Genomic DNA, 26,603 nt, shown 5'->3' on the forward strand with positions numbered 1-26,603 from the left:
AATAGCTTGATTGGATTTGGACTCTGGCAGAAGTTGACCCGAACATCTCGATGTGCTCATTGCTCACCGCAACTTATTAGGTATTGATTTCACTAGCCGTACCGAAAAAGAGGAGTCTAAGGCGACCAATGATCAGACGTTGGTTATCCAAAAATCGCCGTGGCATCATTCTCGCAGGTGGTTCTGGAACGCGCCTCTATCCATTGACCCGTGGTGTTTCGAAGCAGCTTATGCCAATCTTCGACAAGCCGATGATCTACTATCCGCTGAGCACGCTGATGCTCGCGGGAATTCGCGACATTCTTATCATCACCACGCCTGACGATGTGGACCAGTTCAGGCGGGTGCTCGGCGATGGCTCAGGGTTCGGGGTGTCGCTATCTTATGAGGTGCAGCCCAGGCCCGAAGGTCTGGCGCAGGCATTCCACATCGGCGCCGATTTCGTGCGCGGCGCGCCGAGTGCGCTGATCCTAGGTGACAACATCTTTTACGGCCACGGCTTGCCCGATCTGCTGCAGAGCGCCAATGAACGCTCGGATGGCGCCACAGTGTTCGCCTATCGTGTCAACGATCCGCAGGCTTTCGGTGTGGTCGAGTTCGATGCGGCGGGCAAGGCGATCTTGATCGAGGAAAAGCCAAAGGCGCCGAAGTCGAACTATGCTGTGACCGGGCTTTATTTCTACGACGAGACCGTGGTGGATCGCGCGCGTGATCTGAAGCCATCACCCCGCGGCGAGCTGGAGATTACCGATCTCAACCGGCTCTATCTGGATGAGGGTGCGATGTCGGTCGAGATGATGGGGCGCGGATTTGCGTGGCTCGACACCGGCACCCATGCCTCGCTGCTCGATGCGGCGACCTATGTGCGAATTACCGAGGAGCGGCAGGGGTTGAAGATTTCCTGTCCCGAGGAAATTGCCTGGCGACAGGGTTTCATCACTTCGGACCGCCTGCGCGAGATTGCCGAGCCGCTGCGCAAGTCCGGCTATGGCGAGTACCTCCTTGGCCTGCTCGACAATCCGGCACACGCATGAAGATCGTCGAAACCACCATTCCCGGCCCATTGATCGTGGAGCCGCGCGTGTTAGGCGATCAGCGCGGATTCTTCATGGAAACGTGGAGCGCCGCTGGCTTTGCCGCTGCTGGGCTAGACCTCGGTTTCGTGCAGGATAACCACAGTCGCTCGCAAAAGGGCGTGCTGCGCGGTATGCATTTCCAGAACCCGGGTCCACAGGGCAAGCTGGTGCGCGTCACAAGCGGGGCGGTGTTCGATGTTGCGGTCGATCTGCGCGCCTCCTCGCCCACCTTCGGCAAATGGGCCGGTGTGGAGTTGAGTGCTGAAAACAGGCGCATGTTCTGGGTGCCCGAGGGCTTTGCCCATGGCTTCCTGACGCTCGAGGACGATACGGATTTCCTCTACAAGTGCACCGCGCCCTATGCGCCGCAGAGCGAGTTCTCGCTGGCGTGGGATGATCCGGCGGTGGGGATCGAATGGCCTCTTGCCGGGCTTGATCCGATCATCTCGGACAAGGATGCGCGCGGGCTTGCGCTTGCCGATGTGCCAGTGTTCGCATGAGAGTGCTGGTTACCGGAGCGGGCGGCCAGCTTGGCGGGGCCTTGCAGCGCACGGCGCCGGCCTGGGCCGAGGTCAATGCGATCGATGTCGAGGATGTCGATCTGACCGATGCGGCGATGCTCACTGCGCGGTTGGTGGTCGAGGCACCCGATCTGATCATTAACGCTGCCGCCTACACAGCGGTGGACCGGGCCGAGAGCGACGAGGCTCTTGCCCGGGCGATCAATGCCGATGCGGTAAGGATCATGGTCGAGGCGATGGCCGGGACGGGCGGCAAGGTCGTCCATGTCTCGACCGACTATGTCTTCGACGGCACCTCCTCGGCGCCCTATGCTCCCGATGCGCAGCGCAATCCGCAAAGCGCCTATGGCCGCACCAAGGCCGAAGGCGAGGATACCCTGCGCGCCGAAGACCTGCTGGTGCGCACCGCATGGGTGTATGAGGCGGGTGGCGCGAACTTCGTGCGCACGATGATCCGCCTGATGAAGGAGCGCGAGGAACTGGGCGTGGTTGCCGATCAGGTGGGCGCGCCGACCTGGGCCACGGGCCTTGCGCGCACCATCTGGGCGCTGGTCGAGAAAGGCGCGACAGGGACATTCCATCATTGCGATGAGGGGGTGGCGAGTTGGCACCACTTCGCGGTTGCGATCGCCGAGGAGGCCCACGCGCGAGGTCTCATCCCGCGTATCCCTACCATCCACGCGCTCACCACCACAGAATACCCAACGCCTGCGCGTCGTCCTGCTTATTCGGTGCTCGATTGCAGTGCCACGCGCGAACTGCTGGGTGATCAGCCGACCCCTTGGCGCGACAATCTGTGCCTGATGCTCGAAGAGGAGGTAAAGCTTGGCTGATCTGCTTGTTACCGGCGGCGCCGGATTTATCGGCGGCAATTTCGTGCATTACTTGAACGCGAAGCACCCAGATACCCGCGTGATCGTTCTTGATGCGCTGACCTATGCCGGCAACCGCTCGACGCTGCAAGGCGCGGCCAATGCCGAGCTAGTGGTGGGCGACATCCGCGATACCGACCTCGTCGAGAAGCTGCTGCGCGATCGCGACATTACCACGATCGTCCACTTCGCTGCCGAGAGTCATGTCGACCGTTCGATCAGCGGGCCCGATGCCTTCATAGACACCAACATCCTCGGCACCAACAGCCTGCTGAAAGCCGCGCGCACGGTCTGGCTGGCAGGCAGCGGCAAACCGCACCGGTTCCACCACATCTCGACCGACGAAGTGTTCGGATCACTGGAGCCTGATGATCCGGCCTTCAGGGAGACTACGCCCTATGCGCCCAACTCGCCCTACTCGGCGTCGAAGGCCGCCTCAGATCATCTGGTGCGAGCCTATCACCACACCTTCGGGCTGGAAGTGACGACCAGCAATTGCTCGAACAATTACGGGCCCTACCAGTATCCCGAAAAGCTGATCCCGCTTTTCTTGCTGAATGCGCTGCACGGCCGCAACCTGCCGATCTACGGCGACGGCATGAACGTGCGGGACTGGCTGCATGTCGAGGATCACTGCCGGGGGATCGAGGCCTGCCTCGTCAACGGCAAGCCGGGCGAGACCTATAATATCGGCGGCGGAGCGGAACTGCCCAACATGACCGTGATCGACACCATCTGTGCCGAAGTCGACCGCGCATTCGCCGAGATCGACGGCCTGGCAGAGCGCTACCCCGATGCGCCCGCAGCCAAGGGTAAGGCAACCAGCAGCCTCAAGACCTTCGTCATTGATCGTGTCGGCCATGACCGCCGCTACGCAATCGACGAAACAAAGGCGCGCGGCGAACTTGGCTATGCGCCGCATCACGGTTTCGACGACGGCTTGCGTCAAACCCTGCGCTGGTACCTCGACAACGAGCGATGGTGGCAGGCACTGCTTTAAATTCAAGGCAGATCAGGGATCCAGCGAACTCGCAAGCGGCTGCGTTGGAGGTGCGTTCCAGAACGGCGCCTGCCTTCCAGTTTTGAGCGGAAATTTCACGCTAAAGAGCGGTGTGTGCTATACTTTAAAAAATACAGTTAACTCTTGCTCCTGCACAAGTGTTACTCGTGGAGTGTAAGAGTTTGACGCAAAATGTTCATGTCGAGAATAGTTCATCGTGAACGTGTGGTCGTTCATGCACGATCACCTCCATTGTGAAGTTTGCCTCGTCACCCGGTGGCAAAAGGATGATCCCTCGCTTACGCGCGAGATCATCAGCAAACTCGGCAGTATCCGCGAGTCCAGACCATGGCTCGATGCAAATAAAGTTTGCGCCCGGCTTCTGCCAAATTCCAAGTTGCGGAAGATCGAAAAGGATCTCAAGCCACGGGCCGTTGGATCCACTATATTTCAAGCGCCGGCTCTGTAATCGATCCCAGATCAAAGCACCGCCGGTAAACAGTGCTGAATGAAGCGGGAGGCGACCGTTTTTGAGAGGGGTTTCTTCTTGTACCGCAAGCAACCCATCCGCATCAAGGCGACAGATATGACTTGCCTCAGCACCCTCAAAAGTGATGCTGTGCATTTCCTTCTCCCCAGCATCAGGAAGTGGCCAAGCAAATGCTGGGTGAAAGCCAAAGCTAAATGGCAGAGGCTGGCGGCCTGGATTTCGCACTTTGATCGTCGCTCTTAACCGGGTCGCTTCGAGGCTGTATCGAGCAGTTAATTCAAAAGTGAAGGGGTACCGCACGCGTGTTGCAGCAGTATCCGATAGGCGGAATGTCACTGCATTTCTCTGTGTCTCTATCTCACTCCATAGCATTCGTCGCGCAAAGCCGTGTTGCTGCATCCGATATTCGAGCCCGTCTACGCGAAGCACGTCATCGTTCAGTCTTCCGACAATTGGGAATAGCAAAGGAGCGTGACCCGACCAGAACGCCGGGTCGGCGTCGGTCATATACTCTCGGCCGCGGCAGTCTTGCAGAGACACGAGTTCAGCACCTAAAGGATCGATTAGAGCAGAAAGATTGCCATTGGAGATTGCGACGCAGTCGCCGACATGGTCCATTGCTAAAGCTCTGTTTCGAGTGCCGATTTTTGCAACTTAATCACAAATGTCAGGAAAGCGCGATGTCGGGCGCGTCTTCCTGTTTCATGCCGACGAGGTGGTAGCCCGCATCGACATGGTGCGTCTCGCCCGTAACCCCGGACGAGAGGTCCGAAAGGAAATAAAGCCCCGCACCGCCCACATCCTCGATCGTGATGTTGCGGCGGAGCGGCGAGTTCAACTCGTTCCACTTGAGGATGTAGCGGAAGTCGCCGATCCCGCTTGCCGCCAGCGTCTTTACCGGCCCGGCGCTGATTGCGTTGACCCGGATGCCCTGCGGGCCGAGATCATTGGCGAGGTATTTCACGCTGGTTTCCAGCGCTGCCTTGGCAACGCCCATGACGTTGTAATGCGGCACGACCTTTTCTGCGCCGTAGTACGACAGGGTCAGGATGCTGCCGCCGCTTTCCGGCATCATTTCCGCCGCGCGCTTCGTCACCGCGACCAGCGAATAGGCCGAGACGTTCATCGTCAGCAGGAAGTTGTCGAGGCTGGTGTCGACATATTTGCCGCGCAGTTCGTTCTTGTCGGAAAAGCCGATCGCGTGGACCACGAAATCGAGACTGTCCCACCGCTGCTTCAGCGTTGCGAAGGCGGCATCGAGCGATTCCATGCTCGACACGTCGCATTCGAAGGTGAAATCGCTACCCAGCTGTTCGGCAAGCGGGATCACGCGCTTGGCCAGCGCCTCGCCCTGATAAGAAAACGCCAGCTGCGCGCCGTGCTCGGCCAGCTTCTTGGCAATGCCCCAGGCCAGCGACTTGTCGTTGGCGAGCCCCATGATCAGGCCGCGTTTGCCTGCCATCAAACCGTTCATCTACGCCTTCTCCTCGCTCGCTTCGCCGGATGCGGTCTGCGGCCCTGCCAGCGCTGCGTTCAGTTCCGCGCCGATAACGAGGCCGAGCCCGACAAGCCAGAAAAACAGTAACGTCACTATGCTTCCCGCAAGGCTGCCATAGGTCAGGTCATAGGTGAAGAAGCGCCGCAGCACCATCGGAAGCGCCGCAGCGACCGCCAGCCACCACAGCGCGGTAAACAGCGCGCCCGGCCATTTGGGATAACGCCGCCTGCGATATTCGGGCGGCGTGAGCGATGCGAACAGGACAAACAGCGACCCGACCAGGCCCAGCGCAGGGACGATACGCGAAAACTGTAGCGTGCTGATCAGCTCTGCCAGTTGCGGGATGACGGCATGGATTACCTGCTGGGCCGCCCCGATCACCACCTGCGCGAACAGGGACAGCATCAGCACCACCACCGCCGCGAGTGTGAGCCCGGCCGAAAACAGCCGGGTCTTCCACATGGCATGGACCGCCTGCGTGCCATAGGCGCGGCGAAGAATGTCGCGGATCGTCTCGATCAGACTGGAAACGGTCCACAATCCCACTGCCGCGCCGAGCCACAACAGCCAGCCCGAACGCGCATGTATCACGTCGTCGGCGACCGGTTTGATCACCCCGGCAACGGTCGGCGGCAAGGCGCGTGTCACGGCGTCGATCAATCCCAGCGCGTTTTCCCGCCCGCCGAGCAATTCGAACAGTGCCGCGCCGAGGATGAAGAACGGGAAGATCGCCAGCATCGACAGATAGGCGAGATTGCCTGCATGGATGAAGCCGTCGTTGAAGGTGCCGACTGCGACCCGCCGCACCACCTCGACGACCCGCCGTGGAAAGGCTGTATCGGTCACCGGCGCGGCGCCCCAGCCCGGCCTTACAGGCCGAACTTCTCCCGCGGGCGGGCAGCATCCACCCAGCCTTCAAGCCGCTCCTCAAGCGCGGCGAGATCGGCGGGGAGCTGGATTTCAAGCGTCACCAGCTGATCGCCGCGTTCATGCTTGCCGTCCTTGGTGGTGCCGGCCTTCTTGGTCCAGCCCTTGCCCGCCAGTCGCAACACGGTGCCGCCATTGGTACCGGGCTTGATCGTCAGCATCACCGGACCATCGACTGTCGGACATTTGACCTTGGCCCCGCGCACCGCCTCGTCGAGCGTGATCGGCAGATCCATGCGGATATTGTCGCCTTCACGCTTGAAGAAGGGATGCGTGCCGACTTCGACCATCACGATCCCGTCGCCATGACCGCCCGGCCCGGGGTGACCCTTGTCCTTGAGGCGCATCATCGTGCCATCCTCGACCCCAGTGGGCAGTTTCAGGTTGATCGCCTTGCCGTCGGCCAGCGTGATGCGCTGGTCGCGCCCGGCAGCCGCTTCGACAAAGGGCACCGCGAGCCGGTACTGGATATCCGCGCCGCGTTTGGGCGGGGGTGGCGGAGGCTGCTTTCCGAAGGGACGGCGAGGCGGAGGCTGTTGCTGGCGCGCCCGCCCGCCGAACAGGCCTTCGAACAGATCGCCCAGATCCACATCTTCCGCGCCGAAGCCGCCGAAATCACTCTCGCGGAAACCGCCGGCACCCGGCCCGGCGCCATAGGTGCCGCCGCGGCCATAGCCCGGACGCCCGCCCATGCCGGCGAAGGGGTTGGCGGGATTGCCCTCGGCATCGATCTCGCCGCGATCGAACTGGGCGCGCTTGGTCTTGTCCGACAGCAGGTCATAGGCGCGGGTGGCCTCGGAAAAATTCTCGGCCGCCTTGGGATTGTCTTTGTTGCGATCGGGGTGCAGCTCCTTGGCGAGCTTGCGATACGCGCTCTTGATGTCCGCTTCGGAGGCGGTGCGGGGAACGCCGAGGATGCTATACGGATCGCGCATGGTGAGTTAGCTAGGTGAGACAGTCGCCATGCGCAAGCTTGCGCAGGCTGCAACGACAGCCGAAATTTACCATCTGCGGCTTTCGTCCGGCGGTGCGCGTATCTATGTGGCCTGTCAGTCCACCAACCAAGGAACCCCAGATGTCCGGCGCACCCCCCCTTGATGACGCGCAGCTGGCCGACAGCGTGATCCCTGCAGGCACCGATCCCTTCGTCCTTTTCGACGAATGGTTCGCGGCGGCACAGGGCAGCGAGCCGAACGATCCCAACGCCATGGCGCTTGCTACCGCGACCGCCGATGCTGCGCCGTCGGTGCGGATGGTGCTGCTCAAGGGCCACGGCCCGAACGAAATTATGGGCGGGGGCTTCACCTTCTTCACCAATGCCGAGAGCCGGAAAGGCTCGCAGATCCGCGCCAACATGCAGGCGGCGCTGCTGTTCCACTGGAAAAGCCTGCGCCGCCAGATCCGCATCGAAGGGCCGCTGACCGAAGTCAGCCCGGAGCGCGCCGACGCCTATTTCCACTCTCGCCCTTACAAGAGCCAGGTCGGCAGTGCCGCCAGCGACCAGTCGCGTCCGCTGCCCGGGCGGCAGGCCTATCTCGAAAGGGTGCAGGAGCTCTGGGCGGCGCACGAGAGCGAGGGCAAGGTGCCGCGTCCGGCGCACTGGACGGGATTTACTTTGTGCCCGACAAGAATCGAATTCTGGATCGATCGCGACAACCGGCTGCATGACCGCCGCGAATTCACCCGCAGCGCGCCGGACGCGCCGTGGTCGGATACGCTGCTTTACCCCTGAGGTTCTGAATGACGCAGAAAATTCCCTACTGGCACGTCGATGCCTTCAGTGCGCAGTCATTCGGCGGCAATCAGGCCGCGGTGATGGTGTTGGAGGAATGGTTGCCCGACGACGTGCTGGTAAAGATCGGCGCAGAGAACCTGTTTGCCGAAACCGCCTTCGTCGTCCGCGAGACGACCGGAGCGGCCGACTGGGAGCTGCGCTGGTGCACGCCGACCTATGAAATCGCGCTGTGCGGCCATGCCACGCTGGCGAGCGGTCACATTCTTCTGACCCGGGACGGTGGCGAACGCGTGACCTTCCGCACGCGGCAGTCGGGCGTGCTCGAAGTAGTGAAGGCCGGCGAGGGTTACGAACTTGCACTCCCTGCCATTGCCACCGCCGCGGACACCCGCGAAAATCAGGCCGAGGCGATCCGCCTGCTCGGAGCTGAACCGCTTGAAGTCTTCCGTTCCGAGCTCGGCTACAACATCTACCTCTTCGAAAACGAAGCGGCGGTGCGCGGTCTCGCGCCCGACATTCGCAGATTGGAAAAGCTCGGGAAGGACCAGTTCATCGCCACCGCTCCGGGGGACAAGACCGACATCGTCAGCCGCGTGTTCGTTCCCGGCGGCGGGGTCGACGAGGACAGCGTCACCGGCTCGGCCCACGCGGTGCTTACCCCCTACTGGGCGGCGAAGCTCGGGCGAGCCAGCTTCACCGCGCATCAGGCGAGCGAGCGGGGCGGCGATCTGACGCTGCGCCTCGACGAGGATCGCGCATGGCTCGGCGGGCCGTGCGTGACCGTGGTGGAGGGCAGCTTCTACCTGTGAGGCATTACCTGGCGGGATAGAGCTCCAGCACATCCGCCGCCTGTTGCAGCATTGCCTTGCGCTCCTCGGCACCCGAATGGCCGAGCCGCACCAGGGTCACGCGCTGTTCCGGCGACACCAGCACATATTGGCCCATGTGGCCAATCAACGAAAACATGCTTTTCGGCGCTCGGTCGGGGAACAGCGGTTGCTCCTCGCCTTCCGGGAGCTCGCCATTGAGCCAGATCTGGAAGCCGTAATTGGCGCGTACGGGGCTCGGCGTCACCATCGCCTCGACCCAGCGGCTCGGCACCAGCTGCTCGCCGCCGGGCGCGCGGCCCTTGCGGCGCAGCATTTCGCCCAGCTTCGCCCAGTCGCGCGCGGTGGCATGCATCAGACTGCCGCCGATCAGCGTGCCGGAAGCATCGAATTCGGGGACCATGCTGGTCATCCCCAAGGGGCCGAACAGGCGCTGTTGCAGGTAATCGGCCACCGCCTTGCGCCGCGCTTCGGGCGTGTCGCTGCCGGCCAGCGCGCGTGCGGCGATATCGGCGAGGATCACGCTGGTGTTCGACGAATATTCGAACATCTTGCCCGGCTCGGCCTCCAGCGGCTGCTCCTTGGCCCACTTGGCCATGTCGTCGCGCCCGTCGAGGAAGAGCATCCTCACTTCGCTGGATGCATAGGGGGGATCGCCTGCCTCGGTGTGGCGCAAGCCGCTGCGCATCTGCAGCAGGTGACGCAGGGTTATCTCGGCGCGCGGATCGCCGGGGCGCTGCCACAGCGGAACCGGGGCGGGTTCGTCGAGCGCGAGCAGCCCGTCCGAAACCAGCATCCCGATCAGCACGCCGGTCACCGTCTTGGCCATCGACCAGCTGACGAAGCGCGTGTCCTTGTCATATCCCGGTGCGTAACGTTCGGCAGCGATCTTGCCATCGGCCAGCAGCACCACCGCACGGGTTTCTCCCACGCCCGGTGCCGTAAACAGATCGTCGATTGCCCTTGCGAGCTGGTCCTTCGGCGCGCCGGCATCGGCGGTGACGGCGTCCATCGCGGCCTCCGAAAGCGGCGCTTCGGCGGGCGGCGCCGCGCCGCAACCGGCAAGCAGGAGCAGGGCTGGCGCGAGCAGCGTGGCGCGGTTATGGAGGTGTTCGGCAGGGGTCATCGGGCCCTCAATTCCCGAAGCAACAAGGCTTGGCAATGGCGAAATCCTCCACCCCCCGAACTTCCGGCCGCGCGCGTTACGGGCTGTGGCTGCTGGCGCTGATCGCGCTCGGCGCAGGCGGGGCGGTATGGGCGTTTCGCGAGCCGATCGACGGCTATGGCGCGATCGGATCGGCCTATGCCGCGCGGGTCGCGTGTTCATGCCGTTTCGTCGCGGGCCGCAGCCTCGAAGACTGCGCCAAGGACAAATTGCTGGGAATGGAGGCAGTCACGCTCCGCGATGATCCGGAGGCCAAAAGCGTCACCGCGCGTTTCCCGCTGGTGGCCGAAACCACCGCAACCTATCGCGAAGGCTATGGCTGCGTGTTGGAGAAGTGGGAGGATTAACTCTCCACCTTCTCCGTCGAATCGATCCAGCCGCCGCCGATCACCCGCTCCCCGGCATAGATAACCGCAGCCTGCCCAGGCGCGACACCGAATTCGGGAGTGGCAAAGCGGATCGTGGTTGAGCTCCCGTCGCCCAGCGGCCCTTCCAGTGTGACCGGTACCGGCTTGGCAAGGCTGCGGACCTTGGCGGTCAGAGGCTCGTCCGGCAGGAGCCCAATGCGGTTCGTCTCGGTCAGGCGCGCGGCATGGACCGCCAGCATCCGCTTGGGCCCGACCCGCACTTCGCGCGCTGCGGCATCGAGGCCGATCACGTAGAGCGGTTCCGGCTGGCCGCCGATCTCGAGGCCTTTCCTCTGGCCCACGGTGAAATGGACGATGCCCTTGTGTTCGCCCAGCACTGCGCCGGTTGCCGCATGGACGATATTGCCGGGAGCCGCGCCTTCGGGTCGCACCTTGGTGACGATCTTGGCGTAATTGCCGTCGGGCACGAAGCAGATGTCCTGCGAATCCGGCTTGGCGGCATTGCGCAGGCCTGCGGCCTCGGCGAGCTCGCGAACCTGCGGCTTGGGCATGCCGCCCAGCGGAAAGCGCAGGTAATCGAGCTGTGCTTCGGTGGTGCCATAAAGGAAGTACGACTGATCGCGCGCCGGATCGAAGGCGCGATGGAGCTGCGGGCCGTCTGCCGTCATCACGCGGCGCACATAATGTCCGGTGGCAAGGCAATCCGCGCCAAGCTCGCGTGCCATGCGGAACAGATCGGTGAATTTCGGCCCCATGTTGCAGCGGATGCAGGGGACAGGTGTGCGTCCGGCGAGATATTCGTCGGCGAACTGTTCGACCACTTCCTCGCGGAAGGCGCTTTCATGGTCGAACACGTAATGCGCTATGCCGAGCCGGTCGGCCACCGCACGCGCATCGCGGATATCGTCGCCGGCGCAGCAAGCGCCTTTGCGGCCCGTCGCAGCGCCATAATCATAAAGCTGGAGCGTGATGCCGATCACTTCAGCCCCGCTCGCGGCGGCAAGCGCGGCGACGACCGACGAATCGACCCCGCCGCTCATCGCCACGACAATGCGGCAGTCGGCGGCCGGGCGCGGCAGATCGAACAGCGCGGCGGCGTCGGGCCCGCTCAGCAGGCCGGCCTTGGGAAGTGTCGGCGTATCCATGGAAACGGGCTGCCATATAGCGACGCCGTCCGGCTTTCGCCAGTCCCGCGGCGCTCGCCAAGGTTCTTCTGCGCCCCGCACTATTCCTAAGCGGGAGTAAATGGCGGTTTTACCCGATCTTGACGCACTCGGGTTAGAAGCGGCCTGCATGTTCGAGAAAGCGAATCCTGTTTCCGCCGCATTCCGGCCGGTTCCCGCAGGGCGCCGTGCCGACGACGGCGTCCGTCTGCGGCCTTCCGGGTCGCCGGCTGCGGGCGAACGATTCGAAGCCCGCGGTGCCCGGCGTGCCGGCGATGCGCTGAAAGCGGTCGAATGGAGCGAGATCACCGCCCGGCTCAATGCTGCGCGTGACCTGCGTCTGTTGATGCGTGGCGAATCGCAAGGCCGGATCGAGGCGGTCGCGGCCAGCTTCGGCGATGCAGCGGCAAGTTACTTTGCCATGATCGAGGATAACCAACTTGCCATTAACCTTGATGCTTTAGACGCCTCTAAAGCCTTGGGTGGCAGTGAAAGCGCATGCGTGGCTGTCCGGCACGACGCGGCATCGGGGGCCGATGCCAAGAGTGTTACGGATGCGCCCGGAGGCGATGCGAGAGAAGAGCAATGATGGAAAACCAGGACATCCGCCCCGCACAGGTCATCGGCCCCCTCGGCGAGCCGCTGACGATTGCCGATTTGCCCGCGCCCGATACCAAGCGCTGGGTGGTGCGGCGCAAGGCCGAGGTCGTCGCGGCGGTCAATGGCGGCTTGCTGACGCTTGACGAAGCGCTGGCCCGTTATGGCCTCACGCTCGAGGAATTCGCCTCGTGGCAGCGCGCCGTCGATCGTTCGGGCATGCATGGCCTGCGCGTCACCAAGATCCAGCATTACCGCGATCTCTACCAGCGCCAGTTGAAATACTGATCGGCGCCGGGCCCCGTGCCCGGTTGCTCGCTTCGTCCTGCCTGATACCCTTTCTGTCCTTAGCCCGTTGCATCCATGCGACGAAGTGCGTCACTTCGCACATCCGCAGGGCGCGCGGGTTTTTCGCGTGCGCAGGATAAAGGGAGCAAAACCATGGGATGGATTATCGCATTGATCGTTGGCGGGATTGCCGGCTGGCTGGCCAGTCTGGTGATGAACCGCGATGCCTCTATGGGCATTCTGGCGAATATCGTGGTCGGCTGCGTCGGCTCGGTCGTCGGCAACGCGATTGCAGGTCCGCTGCTGGGGATCAGCGGCAGCGTGCAGGAATTCTCGATCACCGGCCTGCTGGTCGCGGTGCTGGGCGCGGTCGTGCTGCTCGGTGTGGTCAACCTGATCAAGCGCGGTCGTCTGCGCTGAACGGGAGCCCTTGCCGCGCTTCGGGGAACCGTCTCCCGCGCCCTTCGTCTAAGCTCAAAGTCACCCGTCGATGCACGGATTGTCCCCGCACGCACCCCGGACTATCAGGCGTTGCGCTCGGTGACTTACCGAGATAATACACTCAGGGGTCGCCATTCCGCGCGCAAGCGGAAGGCCCCGACGAGGGAATGGCAATGAATTACGAGACCACCATCCGGGCCGAAGCTGCCGACGGGGTGACGACCGAATATGCCGATGCACGGACGCTGTCCGCCCCGCGGGTGCCGCGCTGGCTGATTGTCGGCGGGATCGGCCTGTTCGGCCTTTTGCTGGCGATCGGCGTCTATTTCGCCCTTGCCGGCGGAGAACCGGTGCCCGCAGGCGACGACAATTCGCAGGCCCCGGTGGTGACTGTCATTACACCCGGCCAGACAACGGTTGCCGGCGTGATCGAAGCGCCCGGCACTATCGCCGCGCGTCGCCCGATGCCGGTCGGCGCCGTGGGCGAGGGCGGGCAGGTGATGCGCGTCACTGTCGACGCGGGCGACTGGGTGCAGCAGGGTCAGGTGCTGGCCGTGATCGATCGTTCGGTGCAGGTCCAGCAGGCCGAAGCGCAGGCCGCCCAGATCGAGGTTGCCCGCGCCGATGCCAATCTTGCGCAGGCAAATCTCGATCGCGCGCTGCAACTGGTTGAGCGTGGCTTCGTCTCCAAGGCCGATGTCGATCGCCTTACCGCGACCCGCGATGCCGCGGTGGCGCGGGTCAAGGTGGCCGAGGCGCAGCTGCGCGAACTGCGGGCCCGCAATGATCGGCTGAACGTCCTCGCACCGTCGTCGGGCTATGTGCTTCAGCGCAATGTCGAACCCGGCCAGACGGTCGGCCCCGGCAACGGCGCGCTGTTCGTGATTGCCAGTGGCGGCGAGATGGAAATGCTCGCCCGACTGTCCGAAGACCAGCTGGCCGGCCTTTCGGTCGGCACTGTCGCAAGCGTGATCCCGACCGGTTCGGACAAGGAGTTCTCGGGCCAGATCTGGCAGCTTTCGCCGGTGATCGATCAGACCACGCGGCAGGGTACGGCGCGGGTCGCTCTGTCCTTCGCCCCCGGCCTGCGTCCCGGCGGCTTTGCCACGGCCCGTATCAACAGCGGCAGTTTCACAGCCACGGTGCTCCCCGAAAGCGCGGTGCTTGCCGATGATGACGGCAGCTTCGTCTACGTCGTGGGCGAGGAAAACAAGGCCGTGCGCCGCGGGGTCAAGACCGGCGCGGTGACCAAGCAGGGCATTGCGATCACCGAAGGGCTTTCGGGCAAGGAACAGGTGGTGCTGCGCGCCGGCGGGTTCCTCAACCCGGGCGAAACGATCAACCCCCAGCCGCAGAAGATGTAAGAGCGGTCCATCCGTGCGCGGGTCGCCCGCGTATCTGACGCAAGCGTAAGGCAACAGGCAGGAATATCATGGCTCTTCGCGACATCTCGGCCTGGTCGATCCGCAATCCGGTGATTCCGCTGGTGTTCTTCACCGGCCTGCTGTTCGCCGGCATCGTCAGCTTCCTGCGAATGGACGTGACGAACAATCCGGACGTCGAATTTCCTGCAGTCCGTGTCACCATTGCCCAGCCCGGCGCCTCTCCGACCGAGATCGAGAATCAGATCACCCAACGCGTGGAAAGCGCGCTGCGGGCGATCAACGGGGTCAATTCGCTCCAGTCGACCGCGCGCGAAGGCAGTTCCAACACCTTCGTCGAATTCGAAATCGGCACCAATCTTATCGAAGCGGTGAACGAGGTCGAGACGGCGATCGACGGCGTGCGCGGGTCCTTGCCCGAAGGCATCCTCGAACCGCAGGTGCAGAAGGTCAACGTGGTGGGCGAGCCGATCGGCTATGTCGCGGTCGAGGCCGACGACATGACCATCGAGCAATTGAGCTGGTTCATCGACGACACCGTGGCCAAACGCCTGCTCAAGATTGAAGGCATGGCCGAAGTGAGCCGTTTCGGCGGTGTCGACCGCGAGATGGAGGTGATCCTCGATCCGACGCGGATGCAGTCTTTCGGCGTTACCGCCTCGCAAATCAACGCGGTGCTGAGGCAGGTGAATCTCGATGCAGCGGGCGGGCTGGCCGAGATCGGCGGTACCCGCCAGTCGCTGCGCGTGTTGGGTAATTCGGACGATGCCTTTGCGCTGTCGCAGACCCAGATCCAGCTGGGCGGCGGGCGCACTGTGCGCCTGGCCGACGTCGCCACCGTGCGCGACGGCTATTCCGAACGCACCTCGATCAGCGAGGTGAACGGCAAGGAAGTCGTCAACTTCGCCATGAGCCGCGCACGCGGCGCATCGGACCTGACGGTTTACGACGCTGCGCTTGAGGAAATGGACGCGATCGAGGCCGAGAATCCCGGCATCAAGTTCATCAAGCTGTCGACCAACACCACCTATACCCGCAGCCAGTACAAATCCTCGATCTGGGCATTGGTCGAAGGCGCGGTGCTGGCCGTGGTGGTGGTGTTCATCTTCCTGCGCGACTGGCGCGCGACTTTTATTTCGGCAGTCGCAATTCCGCTGTCGGCGATCCCGACCTTCTGGTTCATGGATCTGCTCGGGTTCAACCTGAACTTCCTGTCGCTGCTGGCGCTGGCGCTGGTGGCGGGCGTGCTGGTCGATGACGCAATCGTGGAGATCGAGAACATCGTGCGCCACATGCGCATGGGCAAGACGGCTTATCAGGCCTCGATCGACGCAGCGGACGAGATCGGCCTGCCGGTGGTCGCCACCAGCTTCTGCATCGTCGCGGTGTTCCTGCCCGTTGGCCTGATGCCGGGCGTTTCGGGCCAGTTCTTCCAGAATTTCGGGATCACCGTGGTGGTCGCGGTGCTGATGTCCCTGGCCGTGGCGCGCATGATCACCCCGCTGATGGCGGCCTATTTCCTCAAATCCAAGGGCGTGGCCGAACATGGCGAAGGCCCGCTGATCGACGCCTATATGCGGGTGCTGGCGTGGACGCTCGACACCGGCAAGCTGGCTGCGCGCCGCGCCGGTCTGACCGGGCCACGCCGCCGCATGTTCTATGTTCCCGCGCTACTGCTGACCATTATCGTCTTGCTGGCGGTGACCGCCGTGACCCTGTTCGCCAGCTTCAATCTGCTGGCCGCGCTCGAGATTCCCAAGCAGGTGGCGACCGCCGTATCGAGCGACACCAACGGAATTGCCCACAAGCTCGTCGGCAAGATCTTCGAGATCGTGCAGGTGCTGCTGTGTTCCGGCCTGTCGCTCGGGGCGGGCTGGCTCACCTTCAAGCTGATTGAGGCGCCTTCGGGCGGCACGAGCCGTTTCGCGCAAGGGACCCGCTGGCTGACTGCGCGCTTCTACGACCACCGGGTGTGGATGCTGTCGATCGGCTGGTTCTCGTTCCTGATGACGATTTTGCTGTTCGGCCAGATTCCTGCGCAGTTCCAGCCCACCATCGACGACGAGAACAGCCGGGTCGAGATCGAGACCGTACCCGGCACCACGCTTGCGGAGACCAAGCGGATCGTCAACAATGTGGCTGACCGGCTGACGCAGGAGCCGGAAGTCGAGCGGCTGCTGGAACGCATCCGGCTGGGCGACAGCTCGTCGATCTTCGTCAAGCTCAAGGAAGATCGCGAACGCAGCTCGATCCAGTTCGAACGCGAGCTGGCACCGGTGCTGGCGCAGATTCCCGATGCCCGCGTACGCTTCCAGTCGCAGAGCGCCGGGTTCGGTTCGGGCCGCGACATGACGGTGATGCTGGCAGGCTCCGATCCGGTGCTGCTGGAGGAAACCGCGACCCGGCTGGTCGAGGAGATGAAGGGCCTCAATTCGCTGGTCGCCCCGCGCATTAGCGCCGATCTCAACCGGCCTGAAATCATCATTACCCCGCGCGAGAAGATTGCCGCCGAGCTGGGCGTGACCACGGCGGCGCTGTCGCAGACGATCCGCATCGCTACGCTGGGAGAGATCGAACAGAACGCGGCACGCTTCTCGCTGTCGGACCGCCAGATCCCGATCAAGGTGCGCCTGTCGGAAGCGGCCCGCAGCGATTTCACCACCATCGAAAATCTGCCCGTTCCCACCAATAACGGCGGATCGGTGCCGCTGAGCCGGGTGGCCGACATCAGCTTCGGTTCGGGCCCGACGGCGATTCAGCGCTACAACCAGAACCGCCGCGTGCTGGTCGGCGCAGACCTTGCCGCGGGCGTGCTCAAGGGCGAAGCGCAGGCGCAGATCGACGCACTGCCGGTTCTGCAGGATCTGCCCACAGGCGTGATCCGCGACGTGGTGGGTGAAGAGGAATGGCAGGCAGAGCTGGTCCAGAACCTCATCATCGCGATCATTTCAGGCGTGCTGCTGGTGTTTGCGGTGCTGGTGCTGCTCTACAAGCGTCTCATGAGCCCGCTGGTCAATATGACCTCGCTGGCGCTCGCGCCGCTCGGGGGCGTGTTGCTGGTCTGGCTGATTGGGCAGCCGCAGTCGATGCCCGTCTATATCGGCATCCTGCTGCTGCTGGGCATCGTGTCGAAGAACTCGATCCTGCTGATCGACTTCGCGATCGAGGAAATGCACAAGGGCGTCGGCAAGCTCGATGCCATCATGGATGCGGGACACAAGCGCGCCCAGCCGATCGTGATGACAACCGTGGCGATGACCGCCGGGATGGTGCCGGTGGCCTTGTCGCTCAGCGGCGACGGCGCCTGGCGTCAGCCGATGGGTATCGTGGTGATCGGCGGGCTGATCCTTTCAACCCTGCTGACATTGCTGATCGTGCCCGCGGGCTTTAGCCTGGCCGACGGGATCGAAAAGCGGGTCGGGCCGTGGCTGCGTGAACGCCTGTTGACCTACAAGCCCGGCGACGACACCCGTCCGCATGGGGAGCCGGAGCATGCGGCAGGCCCCTCGCGGCCTTTCCCTGACCTGCCGCGCGGCAGCGAACCAGCGGAATGAGCGACAAAAGCGTGACGCGGCTGCCCCGGTCGGGCTAGAACCGCCGCATGGTAAAGCGTCACACCCTGCCTCTGACGTTCCGCGGCCAGCCACTTACCGTGGATCGTGCGCGGCGCATGCGCTGGACCGCGACGGGCATGCTCGCCGCGATGGCGGTCATCTTTATCACCACCCACGGCCTTGTCGGCGGCCATCCGGCATGGGGCTATGTCAACGCCTTTGCCGAGGCGGCGATGGTGGGCGGGCTGGCTGACTGGTTCGCGGTTACGGCTCTGTTCCGCCACCCGCTCGGCCTGCCGATCCCGCACACGGCGATCATCCCCGAAAACAAGGACCGCATCGCCGAGACAATGGCGCAGTTCCTGCGCGAGAACTTCCTCACGCCGGCGGTGGTGGCACGGCGGATGGCGGGCATGAACATTGCCAAGGCGGCGGGTGAATTCCTCGCCGCCTCCCCCGAACGCGGTGCGGACGGCAGCATCGATGAACGCTCGCGCATCACCAGCGGCGCTGCGGAATTGCTGGCCGAAGTGCTCGAAAGCCTCGATCCGGACCGGCTCGGTAATCAGGTGCGCGCGGGCCTTGCGAGCCAACTCGCCAAGCTCGACATCGCACCGCTGGCGGGCCGGATGATCGAGACGACGATGGCCGACAAGCGCCACCAGCCGTTGATCGACGGTTTCGTGCGCTGGGCGGGGCTGACCATCGAGGATAACGAGGAGACCCTGCGCGACATCATCCACCAGCGCGTCGCCGGCGTGCTGCGCTGGACCGGGCTCGACAAGACCATCTCATCAAGCGTGCTCGACGGGCTCTACAAGCTGCTGGCTGAGGTGCTGGTCAATCCCGATCACCCGCTGCGCGGCAAGATCGAGGAAGGGCTGGCGAAGCTCGGACAGGACTTGCAGCACGATCCCGAAACCCGCGCGCGGGTCGAGGAGATGAAGCGTGATCTGATCGCCAATCCCGCCGTGGCGGTATGGTGGACGGGGGTGTGGGAACGCATCCGCCAGTCGCTGATCCGCCGTGCGCGCGATCCGGAGAGCGGGATGGGTGCGGATATGCGCAACATGCTCGCCGAACTGGGGCAGGCTGTGCAGCAAGACGCAAGGTTGCAGGAACAGATCAACCGTTTCGCCCGTCGCACCGCCGTCGGTGTCGCCACGCGTTACGGCGACCAGATCGTGCGGTTGGTGTCGGAGACGGTCAAGCGCTGGGACGCGATCACGATCACTGCCCGTGTCGAGGGCGCGGTCGGGCGCGACCTCCAGTTCATCCGCATCAACGGCACGCTGGTGGGCGGGCTCGTCGGAATGGCGCTGCATTTTATCGTGGGTGTTCTTTAGCCAAGCCCGAACACAATCCGCGTCACGAAAAAGGATGGCATTGGCTGTCCATCGGCATCAATCGCCGGGGCGTAGCGCGCCCTCATCATACCTTCGCAAGCAACATTGTTCAGATCGGTATGGCCGGAGTTGTCAGTGATCTTGCACTCCGTCGGTTGACCGGCTTCGTCGACAATTACAGCGAGGCCGACCACGCCCTGCCTTTTTTCCTGCAGCGCGCGCTGCGGATACTTCTCCACGACCCATTGGGAAACCTTGCGGGGTTGTAGCAGGGATACGCCGCGAAGCGCTCCCTTGTGCTTGGCGGGATCAAGGCCCCAGGTCGAAAGGATGTGGGCCGTGCAATCATTGAGGACGCCCATAGGTGCTGCAAGCGAGCCTGTCTTGAGAGTCAGACCGGTCCGGCCCTGGCGGATGGCAACCTCGCTAGCTGCTTTCGCCTTCGCCGGATCGACTGCGGTTCCTTGCGCGGTCAGGCCGAAATCCTCTTCCTGCTTGATCTCGGGTTCCTTGACCGGCTCCAGCGAGACATCCGTCATGAAGACGATGTGGCCAAACTCGCGATTGGTTTCTTTCGCGATCTCGTAGGTTCCCTCAGGTCCGGCAGAGCCGAACCCGACATCGGCCTGTGTGCTCTCGACCATGTCGGAAAGCGCGGGGCCGGTGATGGTGAGGTTGAACAACGCGCCCGGTGTTGTCTGTTCGAAGATCAAGGTGTGCGAATAGCCTTCGCTGCCAAACGCGCGTGCCAGCCGGCAGAGCCCGTTTTCATGGGATGCGTGCCAGGCAGAGCGGGGCTCAAGAACCAGAGGTTCGCCGGTCTGACCTGACCCTGCGGCGGGCGAAATCGCCGCAGCCATGAAAACACAGACAGATGCCGCGAGAGAAACACGCTTGGCCCGCATACAGAAAACCTCCGCCGTGCTGATTAGCATGGCGGAGGTTCCTGATCCTAGGCGATTTCGTGCCTTACAGCGCGCCGGTCAGCTCCGGCACTGCGGTGTAGAGATCGGCAACAAGGCCGATGTCCGCGACCTGGAAGATCGGGGCGTCCTCGTCCTTGTTGATGGCGATGATGACCTTCGAATCCTTCATGCCCGCAAGGTGCTGGATCGCGCCCGAGATGCCGATCGCGAAGTAGACTTCCGGAGCGACGATCTTGCCGGTCTGGCCGACCTGATAGTCGTTGGGCACATAGCCCGCGTCGACCGCCGCGCGGCTTGCACCGATGGCCGCGCCGAGCTTGTCCGCAAGCGGCGTGATCACGGCTTCGAAAGTTTCCGCGTCCTTGAGCGCACGGCCGCCCGAGACGATCACCTTGGCGCTGGTCAGTTCCGGACGCTCGCTCTTGGCGATTTCGGAGCTGACGAAGATCGAGGTGCCCGTGTCACCAGCGCCGGTCACGGCTTCGATCGTGCCCGAGCCGCCCTCGGTCGCCGCCTTTTCGAAGGCGGTGCCGCGCACGGTGATCACCAGCTTGGCATCGGTCGATTCGACCGTGGCGATAGCGTTGCCGGCATAGATCGGGCGGGTGAAGGTCTTGGGGCCTTCGACCGAGAGGATTTCCGAGACCTGCATCACGTCGAGCTGTGCGGCAACGCGCGGGGCGACGTTCTTGCCCTGCGTGGTGGCCGCGGCGAGGAAGGCATCGTGGTGATCCATCAGCGACGCTGCCAGCGGCGCGACGTTTTCGGCAAGGCCATTGGCATAGGCCGCGTCATCCGCGACATGGACCTTGCCCACGCCGGCGATCTTGGCCGCGGCTTCGGCAACGCTTCCGCAATTGTGACCGGCAACCAGCAGGTGCACTTCGCCGAGCTTGGCGGCGGCGGTGACCACCGCGAGCGTCGCGTCGTTCACCTTGGTGTTGTCATGTTCGACCAGAACCAGAGTCTTCATCTCTATGTGTCCTTATTCTGAGGGCTGGCGCGCTTACGCGATGCCGAGCGCCTTGACCTTCTCGACCAGCGCGGCGACGTCGGCGACCTTCTCGCCTGCCTGACGCACCGGCGGCTCGGCGACCTTGAGGGTCTTGAGGCGCGGGGTCAGGTCGACGCCGTAATCGGCGGCGGTCTTGGTCGCGAGCGGCTTCTGCTTGGCCTTCATGATGTTGGGCAGCGAAGCATAGCGCGGCTCGTTCAGACGCAGGTCGGTGGTGACGATCGCGGGGAGGGCGAGCTTGACGGTCTGAAGACCGCCATCGACTTCGCGCTTCACAGTCACGCTGTCGCCGTCGACTTCGACGGTGTTGGCGAAGGTGCCCTGCGGACGGCCCATCAGCGCGGCGAGCATCTGGCCGGTCTGGTTCGAATCGTCTGAGATCGACTGCTTGCCGAGGATCACCAGACCCGGCTGCTCTTCGTCAGCAATGGCCTTGAGGATCTTGGCGACCGCCAGCGGTTCCACTTCGTCATCGGTTTCGACGAGGATCGCACGGTCGGCACCCATGGCGAGCGCAGTGCGCAGGGTTTCCTGCGCCTTCGCCGGGCCGATGCTGACGGCGACGATCTCGGTCGCCGCGCCCTTTTCCTTGAGGCGGATGGCTTCCTCTACCGCGATCTCGTCGAACGGGTTCATGCTCATCTTGACGTTGGCAAGATCAACGCCGGTGCCGTCGGCCTTGACCCGCGGCTTGACGTTGTAATCGATCACCCGCTTGACGGGGACGAGGATCTTCATGGGGTTTGTCCTTCCTCTCAAAGAATCACGTGGCCCAGAATCACTGGAACCGGACCATTGGCCGCCCGCCTAGCTTGCGTTTACGTAAACGTCAAGTAAGGCGGGTGGCGATAGCTGCGGGCGGGATTGATGCGCGATCAGCCCCGCCCGAACGAGTTACGCGGCGAAGCGCCTGACGGATCAGGCGGCCTTCTTCACCTCGGCAACGATCTTCTGCGCGGCATCGCCGAGGTTGTCGGCGCTGACGATGGCGAGACCCGAATTGTCGAGGATCGCCTTGCCTTCGGCCACGTTGGTGCCTTCTAGGCGCACGACCAGCGGAACCTGCAGGTTCACGTCCTTGGCCGCCTGCACGATGCCGTTGGCGATCACGTCGCACTTCATGATGCCGCCGAAGATGTTGACGAGGATGCCTTCGACCGCCGGATCCTTGAGGATGATCTTGAACGCCGCCGTCACCTTTTCGGTGGTGGCACCGCCGCCCACGTCGAGGAAGTTCGCCGGGAAGGCGCCGTTCAGCTTGATGATGTCCATCGTCGCCATGGCGAGGCCCGCACCGTTGACCATGCAGCCGATGTTCCCGTCGAGCTTGATGTAGGCGAGGTCATATTCGGAAGCTTCGACTTCCGCCGGGTCTTCCTCGGTCTCGTCGCGCAGGGCTTCGATGTCAGGGTGGCGGTAGAGCGCGTTGCCGTCGAAGCTCATCTTGGCGTCGAGCACCAGCAGCTTGCCGTCTTCGCTTTCGACCAGCGGGTTGATTTCCAGCATCTCGCAGTCGGTGGCGAGGAAGGCGTCGTAGAGCTGCTTGGCGAGCTTTTGCGCCTGCTTGTTGAGGTCGCCCTTGAGCTTCAGCGCGAAGGCCACCGCGCGGCCGTGGTGCGGCTGGAAGCCCTGCGCGGGATCGACGCTGAAGGTGGTGATCAGCTCGGGCGTGTCATGCGCCACGGTCTCGATGTCCATGCCGCCCTCGGTCGAAACCACGAAAGCAACGCGGCCCGAAGCGCGGTCGACCAGCAGCGAAAGGTAGTATTCCTTGGCGATGTCGACGCCGTCGGTGATGTAGAGGCGGTTCACCTGCTTGCCCGCATCCCCCGTCTGGATGGTGACCAGCGTGTTGCCGAGCATTTCCTCGGCATGGCTACGCACTTCATCGAGGCTCTTGGCGAGGCGCACGCCGCCCTTCGCATCGGGGCCGAGTTCCTTGAACTTGCCCTTGCCGCGGCCGCCGGCGTGGATCTGCGCCTTCACGACGTAGAGCGGCCCGGGCAGCTTCTTGGCGGCTTCCACCGCTTCCTCGACGCTCAGCGCGGCGTGGCCGGCCGGCACTGCGATCCCGTGCTTCGCAAGCAGTTCCTTGGCCTGGTATTCGTGGACGTTCATGGCGTATCGATCCCTTCTGCAATTTCTCTGGGGAGAGGTCTGTTTGCCGCGGGCCTAAGCACGGATCGACCCTCTTGAAAAGTGCTGTGTGAAGGCGCAACGGCAAGCCTCTCATGATTGACAGGTTCCGCCTTGAAGAGATCGTCCGCGAGGCGGGCAGAATCGCCCTTTCGCGCTGGCCGGGTGCGGGCCATGCGCTGACCAGCTGGGACAAGACCCCGGATAATCCGGTGAGCGAGGCCGATCTGGAGGTTGACCGCTTCCTCAAGCGCGAACTGCGCCTGCTGCTGCCCTCGGCCGGCTGGCTGTCGGAAGAAACCGCCGATGACAAGATCCGCACCGCCAGCGGCCTGATCTGGCTGGTTGATCCGATCGACGGCACCCGCGATTTCGTGCGCGGGCGCGACGGATGGGCGGTTTCGGTCGCTCTGGTGAGCGCCAACAAGCCGCTGATCGGCATGCTCGCCGCGCCGGCCCGGGGCGAGGAATGGGTGGCGGTGGCAGGGCAGGGCGCTACGCTGAACGGGCGCAGGCTTGCGGCCAGCACACGCAGCCAATTCTCCGGCGCCCGGGTGCCGACCCACACGCTGCCGAAGGAAGATGCGGACCTGGTCGCGGTTGATCAGCCCAACTCGATCGCATTGCGAATCGCCATGGTGGCAGACGACCGCGCCGATCTGGTGGCGACCCTGCGCTGGGGTTACGAATGGGACATCGCCGCCGCGACTTTGATCGCGCGCGAGGCGGGGGCCGAGGTGAGCGACGCCTTCGGCCGCCCGCTGGCCTATAACAAGCACGATCCGCGCGATTTCGGGGTGTTGGTGTGCTCACCCGCAATCCACGCCGCCGCTGTGGCGAGAATCGCCGACCGGGCAACGGCGCTGCGCTGAAAAAGGAAAACGGGCCGCCCATGGGGCAGCCCGTTCCTTGTTCTCCGGATGCCGGAAATTCAGTTTCCGCGCGCGGCGTTCACATCGTCCTGGCTGATCGGAATGATCTTGATCTCGACCCGGCGGTTGAGCGGTTCGTTCACCCCGTCAGCGGTCTTGACCCGCAGATAGTCGTATTGCTCGCCGAAGCCCTGCGTCGCGATGCGCGAGCGGGCGACCCCGCGGGCAGCGAGGTAATCCGCCACCGCCTGCGCGCGCTGTTCCGAAAGGCGCTGGTTGGTGGCGGGCGAGCCGGTCGTGTCGGTGAAGCCGTACACGTCGATCAGGCTGTTGGGATAGGTGATCAGGCTTTCGGCGACGTTGTTGAGCGTGTCGTAGAAGCCGGGGTTGATCTGTGCCGAACCCGTGGCGAAGGTCACGCCGTCGGGCAGGCGCACCAGAATCGCTTCCTGATCGCCCACTTCCTCAACCTCGACACCGCTGCCCGCGGTCTGTTCGCGCAGGGTCTTGATCTGGTCGTCATACTGCTTGCCCAGAATCGCACCGGCCGAACCGCCGATGCCCGCCCCGATGATGCGACCGGCATCGCCGCCAATGGCTCCGCCAAGGAGGTAGCCGAGCGTGCCGCCGAGGCCAGTGCCGATCGCAGTGCGCGAAACTTTCTTTTCGCCGGTGTTCGGGTCGGTGACGCAGGCGCTGGTGCCGAGCAGCGCCAGGGCGGCGGTGCCCGAAAGCAGGATACGCGATAGAGTCATGATGCTTACCTCCCTCTTTTTCGGCGCGAAGAATGCCACGCCGTCCGGTTGGCGACAAGGAATTACGCCGCTTGTGCAACTCCCTTTGAGGCCCCGATGCTTGACCTTGGTTGAACAGCCGTAGCCCTGTCTATCCGTTGTTTCCCATGTATTGCCCTACTGGCAACCGTATCGCTTTGTGCTAGCGCAACGGGCGTGACACCGTTTCCCTGGACCGATCTTGCCATAATTATCGCGCTGGTTGTGCTCAACGGCGTGTTCGCTATGTCCGAGCTCGCGATCGTCTCGGCCAAGACCAGCGCGCTGGAGGCGAAAGCGGAGGCCGGATCAACTTCGGCGCGCATCGCTATCGCGCTTGCGGCGGAACCGGGCAAGTTCCTCTCGACCGTGCAGATCGGCATCACCCTCATCGGGATCATCAACGGCGCCTATTCGGGCGCAAGCCTTGGCGGACCGGTGGGCGAGCACATGGCGGCACTGGGCCTGCCGCAGCAATATGCCGACGAGGCCGGCTTTGCGGTGGTGATCGCCTTCACGACCTATCTCAGCCTCATCATCGGCGAACTGGTGCCCAAACAGCTTGCCCTTCAGGTTGCAGTACCGGTGTCGCTGGTGATGGCCCGGCCGATGGCCTTCATGGCCAAGGCCGCCGCGCCGCTGGTGTGGCTGCTCGATTCGAGCTCGGCCGCGATCATCCGCCTGTTCGGGCTGCGCGGCGGGAATGCGGATTCGGTGACGGCCGAGGAATTGCAGATGATCTTCGCCGAGGCGACCCGTTCGGGCGTGATTGAGGCCGACCAGCGCCAGATCCTCACCGGCGTCGTGCGGCTGGCCGAACGTCCGGTGCGCGAAATGATGACTCCGCGCACCGAGGTCGACTGGATCGAAGCCGACGCCGATATCGATGAAATCCGCGAGACGATCGAGGAAAGCCCGCATTCGCTGATGCCGGTGGCCGAAAACTCGCCCGACACCATCCTTGGCGTCGTCAAGGTGCGCGAGGTGCTGGCCGCGATGGTGGCGGGCGGGCCGGTCTCGATCCGCGCGATGATGCGCCGGGTCGAAGTGGTCCCCGACCAGCTCGACGCGATGGACGCACTGCGGGTGCTGCAATCATCCGAAGTGGCGATGGCGCTGGTGCATGACGAATACGGTCATTTCGAAGGCATCGTCACACCGGTCGATCTGCTGACCGCGATCGTGGGCACCTTCGTCAGCGATCAGGACGAGGGCGATCAGCCGCAAGTGGTCGAGCGCGAGGACGGTTCGCTGCTGGTGGCAGGCTCGTTATCGGCCGATGCGCTGGCTGACCGGCTGGGGCTGGATTACGGCGAAAACCGCGAATTCGGCACCGCGGCAGGCTATGCCCTGTCGGTGCTCAAGAAGTTGCCCGCCGAAGGCGAGCATTTCCACGCGCAAGGCTGGCGGTTCGAGGTGGTCGACATGGATGGGCGCCGGATCGACAAGCTGTTGGTCACGCGTGAAGGCGATGAAAGCGCGGAGTAATCCTGCGCGATGCTCCACGTTTATCGCAGATAACAGTCGCGCAGCGACCGCAAGGCCGCCAAAGGGCTCTGGCGTCCGCCCGCAGCGACGCGGCCTTCTGGCCGTGTGAGCGAGGATTTCGCACGCCGGAGGGCGTGCGGAAA

The 26,603-nt window shown here is 63.7% G+C and carries 26 protein-coding genes; 15 read left to right on the forward strand and 11 right to left on the reverse strand.

What is annotated here, in order from left to right; genetic code table 11:
• Nucleotides 1–128 precede the first annotated feature (128 nt).
• The 4 genes from rfbA to rfbB are packed head-to-tail and all read left to right on the forward strand — an operon-like array spanning nt 129 to nt 3,469.
• The gene (gene rfbA, locus OIK40_RS03935) at nt 129–1,034 is read left to right on the forward strand and encodes a glucose-1-phosphate thymidylyltransferase RfbA (RefSeq protein WP_273676395.1); all 906 of its coding nucleotides are present in this window, start codon (nt 129–131) and stop codon (nt 1,032–1,034) included.
• Nucleotides 1,031–1,576 (forward strand): dTDP-4-dehydrorhamnose 3,5-epimerase, encoded by a 546-nt coding sequence (gene rfbC, locus OIK40_RS03940; protein ID WP_273676396.1) that lies wholly within the window; start codon nt 1,031–1,033, stop codon nt 1,574–1,576. Before rfbA ends, rfbC begins: the two co-directional genes overlap by 4 nt.
• Nucleotides 1,573–2,430, forward strand: coding sequence for a dTDP-4-dehydrorhamnose reductase (gene rfbD, locus OIK40_RS03945; RefSeq protein ID WP_273676397.1), 858 nt, complete (start codon nt 1,573–1,575; stop codon nt 2,428–2,430). The genes rfbC and rfbD overlap by 4 nt, the downstream gene beginning before the upstream one ends.
• The gene (rfbB, locus tag OIK40_RS03950; protein WP_273676398.1) at nt 2,423–3,469 is read left to right on the forward strand and encodes a dTDP-glucose 4,6-dehydratase; all 1,047 of its coding nucleotides are present in this window, start codon (nt 2,423–2,425) and stop codon (nt 3,467–3,469) included. Before rfbD ends, rfbB begins: the two co-directional genes overlap by 8 nt.
• A gap of 196 nt (nt 3,470–3,665) precedes the next feature.
• On the opposite strand, the gene OIK40_RS03955 is transcribed toward rfbB, so the two are convergent.
• From OIK40_RS03955 to OIK40_RS03970, 4 genes are read right to left on the reverse strand one after another with little or no spacing between them, the layout of a single operon-like run.
• On the reverse strand, nt 3,666–4,577 hold the full coding sequence (locus tag OIK40_RS03955) for an aldose 1-epimerase family protein (RefSeq protein WP_273676399.1): 912 nt from the start codon (nt 4,575–4,577) through the stop codon (nt 3,666–3,668).
• A gap of 49 nt (nt 4,578–4,626) precedes the next feature.
• On the reverse strand, nt 4,627–5,433 hold the full coding sequence (gene fabI / locus OIK40_RS03960) for an enoyl-ACP reductase FabI (protein ID WP_273676400.1): 807 nt from the start codon (nt 5,431–5,433) through the stop codon (nt 4,627–4,629).
• Entirely contained in the window at nt 5,434–6,303 is an 870-nt protein-coding gene (locus OIK40_RS03965) for a YihY/virulence factor BrkB family protein (RefSeq protein ID WP_273676402.1), read from the reverse strand.
• A 23-nt stretch (nt 6,304–6,326) separates the two neighbouring features.
• Complete coding sequence (locus OIK40_RS03970) at nt 6,327–7,319, reverse strand: DnaJ C-terminal domain-containing protein (RefSeq protein ID WP_273676405.1); 993 nt, start codon at nt 7,317–7,319, stop codon at nt 6,327–6,329.
• A 140-nt stretch (nt 7,320–7,459) separates the two neighbouring features.
• Here OIK40_RS03970 and pdxH point away from each other — a divergent pair, with 140 nt between their 5' ends.
• Both pdxH and OIK40_RS03980 read left to right on the forward strand, forming a co-directional pair.
• Nucleotides 7,460–8,116, forward strand: a complete 657-nt coding sequence (gene pdxH, locus OIK40_RS03975) for a pyridoxamine 5'-phosphate oxidase (RefSeq protein WP_273676406.1) — start codon at nt 7,460–7,462, stop codon at nt 8,114–8,116.
• Between the two features lie 8 nt (nt 8,117–8,124).
• The gene (locus tag OIK40_RS03980; protein ID WP_273676407.1) at nt 8,125–8,928 is read left to right on the forward strand and encodes a PhzF family protein; all 804 of its coding nucleotides are present in this window, start codon (nt 8,125–8,127) and stop codon (nt 8,926–8,928) included.
• A gap of 4 nt (nt 8,929–8,932) precedes the next feature.
• Here the strand turns inward: OIK40_RS03980 and OIK40_RS03985 are convergent, their stop codons facing one another.
• Nucleotides 8,933–10,072 carry a serine hydrolase domain-containing protein gene (locus OIK40_RS03985; protein WP_273676409.1) on the reverse strand — a complete coding sequence of 380 codons (1,140 nt, stop codon included), beginning with the start codon at nt 10,070–10,072 and terminating at the stop codon, nt 8,933–8,935.
• Between the two features lie 35 nt (nt 10,073–10,107).
• Here OIK40_RS03985 and OIK40_RS03990 point away from each other — a divergent pair, with 35 nt between their 5' ends.
• A complete protein-coding gene (locus tag OIK40_RS03990) occupies nt 10,108–10,458 on the forward strand; it encodes a hypothetical protein (protein WP_273676411.1) in 351 nt (116 codons plus the stop codon).
• Here the strand turns inward: OIK40_RS03990 and mnmA are convergent.
• Complete coding sequence (gene mnmA, locus OIK40_RS03995; protein WP_273676413.1) at nt 10,455–11,624, reverse strand: tRNA 2-thiouridine(34) synthase MnmA; 1,170 nt, start codon at nt 11,622–11,624, stop codon at nt 10,455–10,457. The two genes, OIK40_RS03990 and mnmA, sit on opposite strands and share 4 nt — an antisense overlap.
• A gap of 100 nt (nt 11,625–11,724) precedes the next feature.
• On the opposite strand from mnmA, the gene OIK40_RS04000 reads away from it, so the two are divergent.
• The 6 genes from OIK40_RS04000 (at nt 11,725) to OIK40_RS04025 (ending at nt 19,250) form a co-directional block, all read left to right on the forward strand.
• The gene (locus OIK40_RS04000; protein WP_273676415.1) at nt 11,725–12,231 is read left to right on the forward strand and encodes a hypothetical protein; all 507 of its coding nucleotides are present in this window, start codon (nt 11,725–11,727) and stop codon (nt 12,229–12,231) included.
• On the forward strand, nt 12,228–12,527 hold the full coding sequence (gene sciP, locus OIK40_RS04005; RefSeq protein WP_273676417.1) for a CtrA inhibitor SciP: 300 nt from the start codon (nt 12,228–12,230) through the stop codon (nt 12,525–12,527). Before OIK40_RS04000 ends, sciP begins: the two co-directional genes overlap by 4 nt.
• A 153-nt stretch (nt 12,528–12,680) precedes the next feature.
• Nucleotides 12,681–12,947, forward strand: coding sequence for a GlsB/YeaQ/YmgE family stress response membrane protein (locus tag OIK40_RS04010; RefSeq protein WP_273676419.1), 267 nt, complete (start codon nt 12,681–12,683; stop codon nt 12,945–12,947).
• 194 nt (nt 12,948–13,141) lie between these two features.
• Nucleotides 13,142–14,332: an efflux RND transporter periplasmic adaptor subunit gene (locus OIK40_RS04015; RefSeq protein ID WP_273676420.1), complete on the forward strand. Its 1,191-nt coding sequence runs from the start codon at nt 13,142–13,144 to the stop codon at nt 14,330–14,332.
• Between the two features lie 68 nt (nt 14,333–14,400).
• Nucleotides 14,401–17,904, forward strand: a complete 3,504-nt coding sequence (locus OIK40_RS04020) for an efflux RND transporter permease subunit (RefSeq protein WP_273676421.1) — start codon at nt 14,401–14,403, stop codon at nt 17,902–17,904.
• 116 nt (nt 17,905–18,020) lie between these two features.
• Nucleotides 18,021–19,250: a DUF445 domain-containing protein gene (locus OIK40_RS04025; protein ID WP_374211782.1), complete on the forward strand. Its 1,230-nt coding sequence runs from the start codon at nt 18,021–18,023 to the stop codon at nt 19,248–19,250.
• Here the strand turns inward: OIK40_RS04025 and OIK40_RS04030 are convergent.
• The 4 genes from OIK40_RS04030 to sucC all read right to left on the reverse strand — a co-directional run bounded on the left by OIK40_RS04030 (nt 19,247) and on the right by sucC (nt 23,309).
• Nucleotides 19,247–20,185, reverse strand: a complete 939-nt coding sequence (locus OIK40_RS04030) for an energy transducer TonB (RefSeq protein WP_273676424.1) — start codon at nt 20,183–20,185, stop codon at nt 19,247–19,249. The genes OIK40_RS04025 and OIK40_RS04030 overlap by 4 nt on opposite strands.
• Nucleotides 20,186–20,219: 34 nt before the next feature.
• Complete coding sequence (locus OIK40_RS04035; protein ID WP_273676425.1) at nt 20,220–21,149, reverse strand: electron transfer flavoprotein subunit alpha/FixB family protein; 930 nt, start codon at nt 21,147–21,149, stop codon at nt 20,220–20,222.
• Nucleotides 21,150–21,182: 33 nt separating this feature from the next.
• Entirely contained in the window at nt 21,183–21,929 is a 747-nt protein-coding gene (locus OIK40_RS04040) for an electron transfer flavoprotein subunit beta/FixA family protein (protein ID WP_273676427.1), read from the reverse strand.
• A gap of 180 nt (nt 21,930–22,109) precedes the next feature.
• A complete protein-coding gene (sucC, locus tag OIK40_RS04045) occupies nt 22,110–23,309 on the reverse strand; it encodes an ADP-forming succinate--CoA ligase subunit beta (protein WP_273676429.1) in 1,200 nt (399 codons plus the stop codon).
• Nucleotides 23,310–23,422: 113 nt separating this feature from the next.
• Between sucC and OIK40_RS04050 the strand changes: the two genes are divergently transcribed.
• Nucleotides 23,423–24,199 (forward strand): 3'(2'),5'-bisphosphate nucleotidase CysQ, encoded by a 777-nt coding sequence (locus OIK40_RS04050; protein ID WP_273676431.1) that lies wholly within the window; start codon nt 23,423–23,425, stop codon nt 24,197–24,199.
• A 59-nt stretch (nt 24,200–24,258) separates the two neighbouring features.
• On the opposite strand, the gene OIK40_RS04055 is transcribed toward OIK40_RS04050, so the two are convergent.
• Nucleotides 24,259–24,954, reverse strand: coding sequence for a YiaD family glycine zipper/OmpA-like lipoprotein (locus OIK40_RS04055; protein ID WP_273676432.1), 696 nt, complete (start codon nt 24,952–24,954; stop codon nt 24,259–24,261).
• A 195-nt stretch (nt 24,955–25,149) separates the two neighbouring features.
• Between OIK40_RS04055 and OIK40_RS04060 the strand changes: the two genes are divergently transcribed.
• Nucleotides 25,150–26,460, forward strand: coding sequence for a hemolysin family protein (locus tag OIK40_RS04060; RefSeq protein ID WP_273676433.1), 1,311 nt, complete (start codon nt 25,150–25,152; stop codon nt 26,458–26,460).
• The last annotated feature ends 143 nt before the right edge of the window (nt 26,461–26,603 follow it).

The organism is Erythrobacter fulvus (assembly GCF_028595285.1).
GTDB lineage: Bacteria > Pseudomonadota > Alphaproteobacteria > Sphingomonadales > Sphingomonadaceae > Erythrobacter > Erythrobacter fulvus.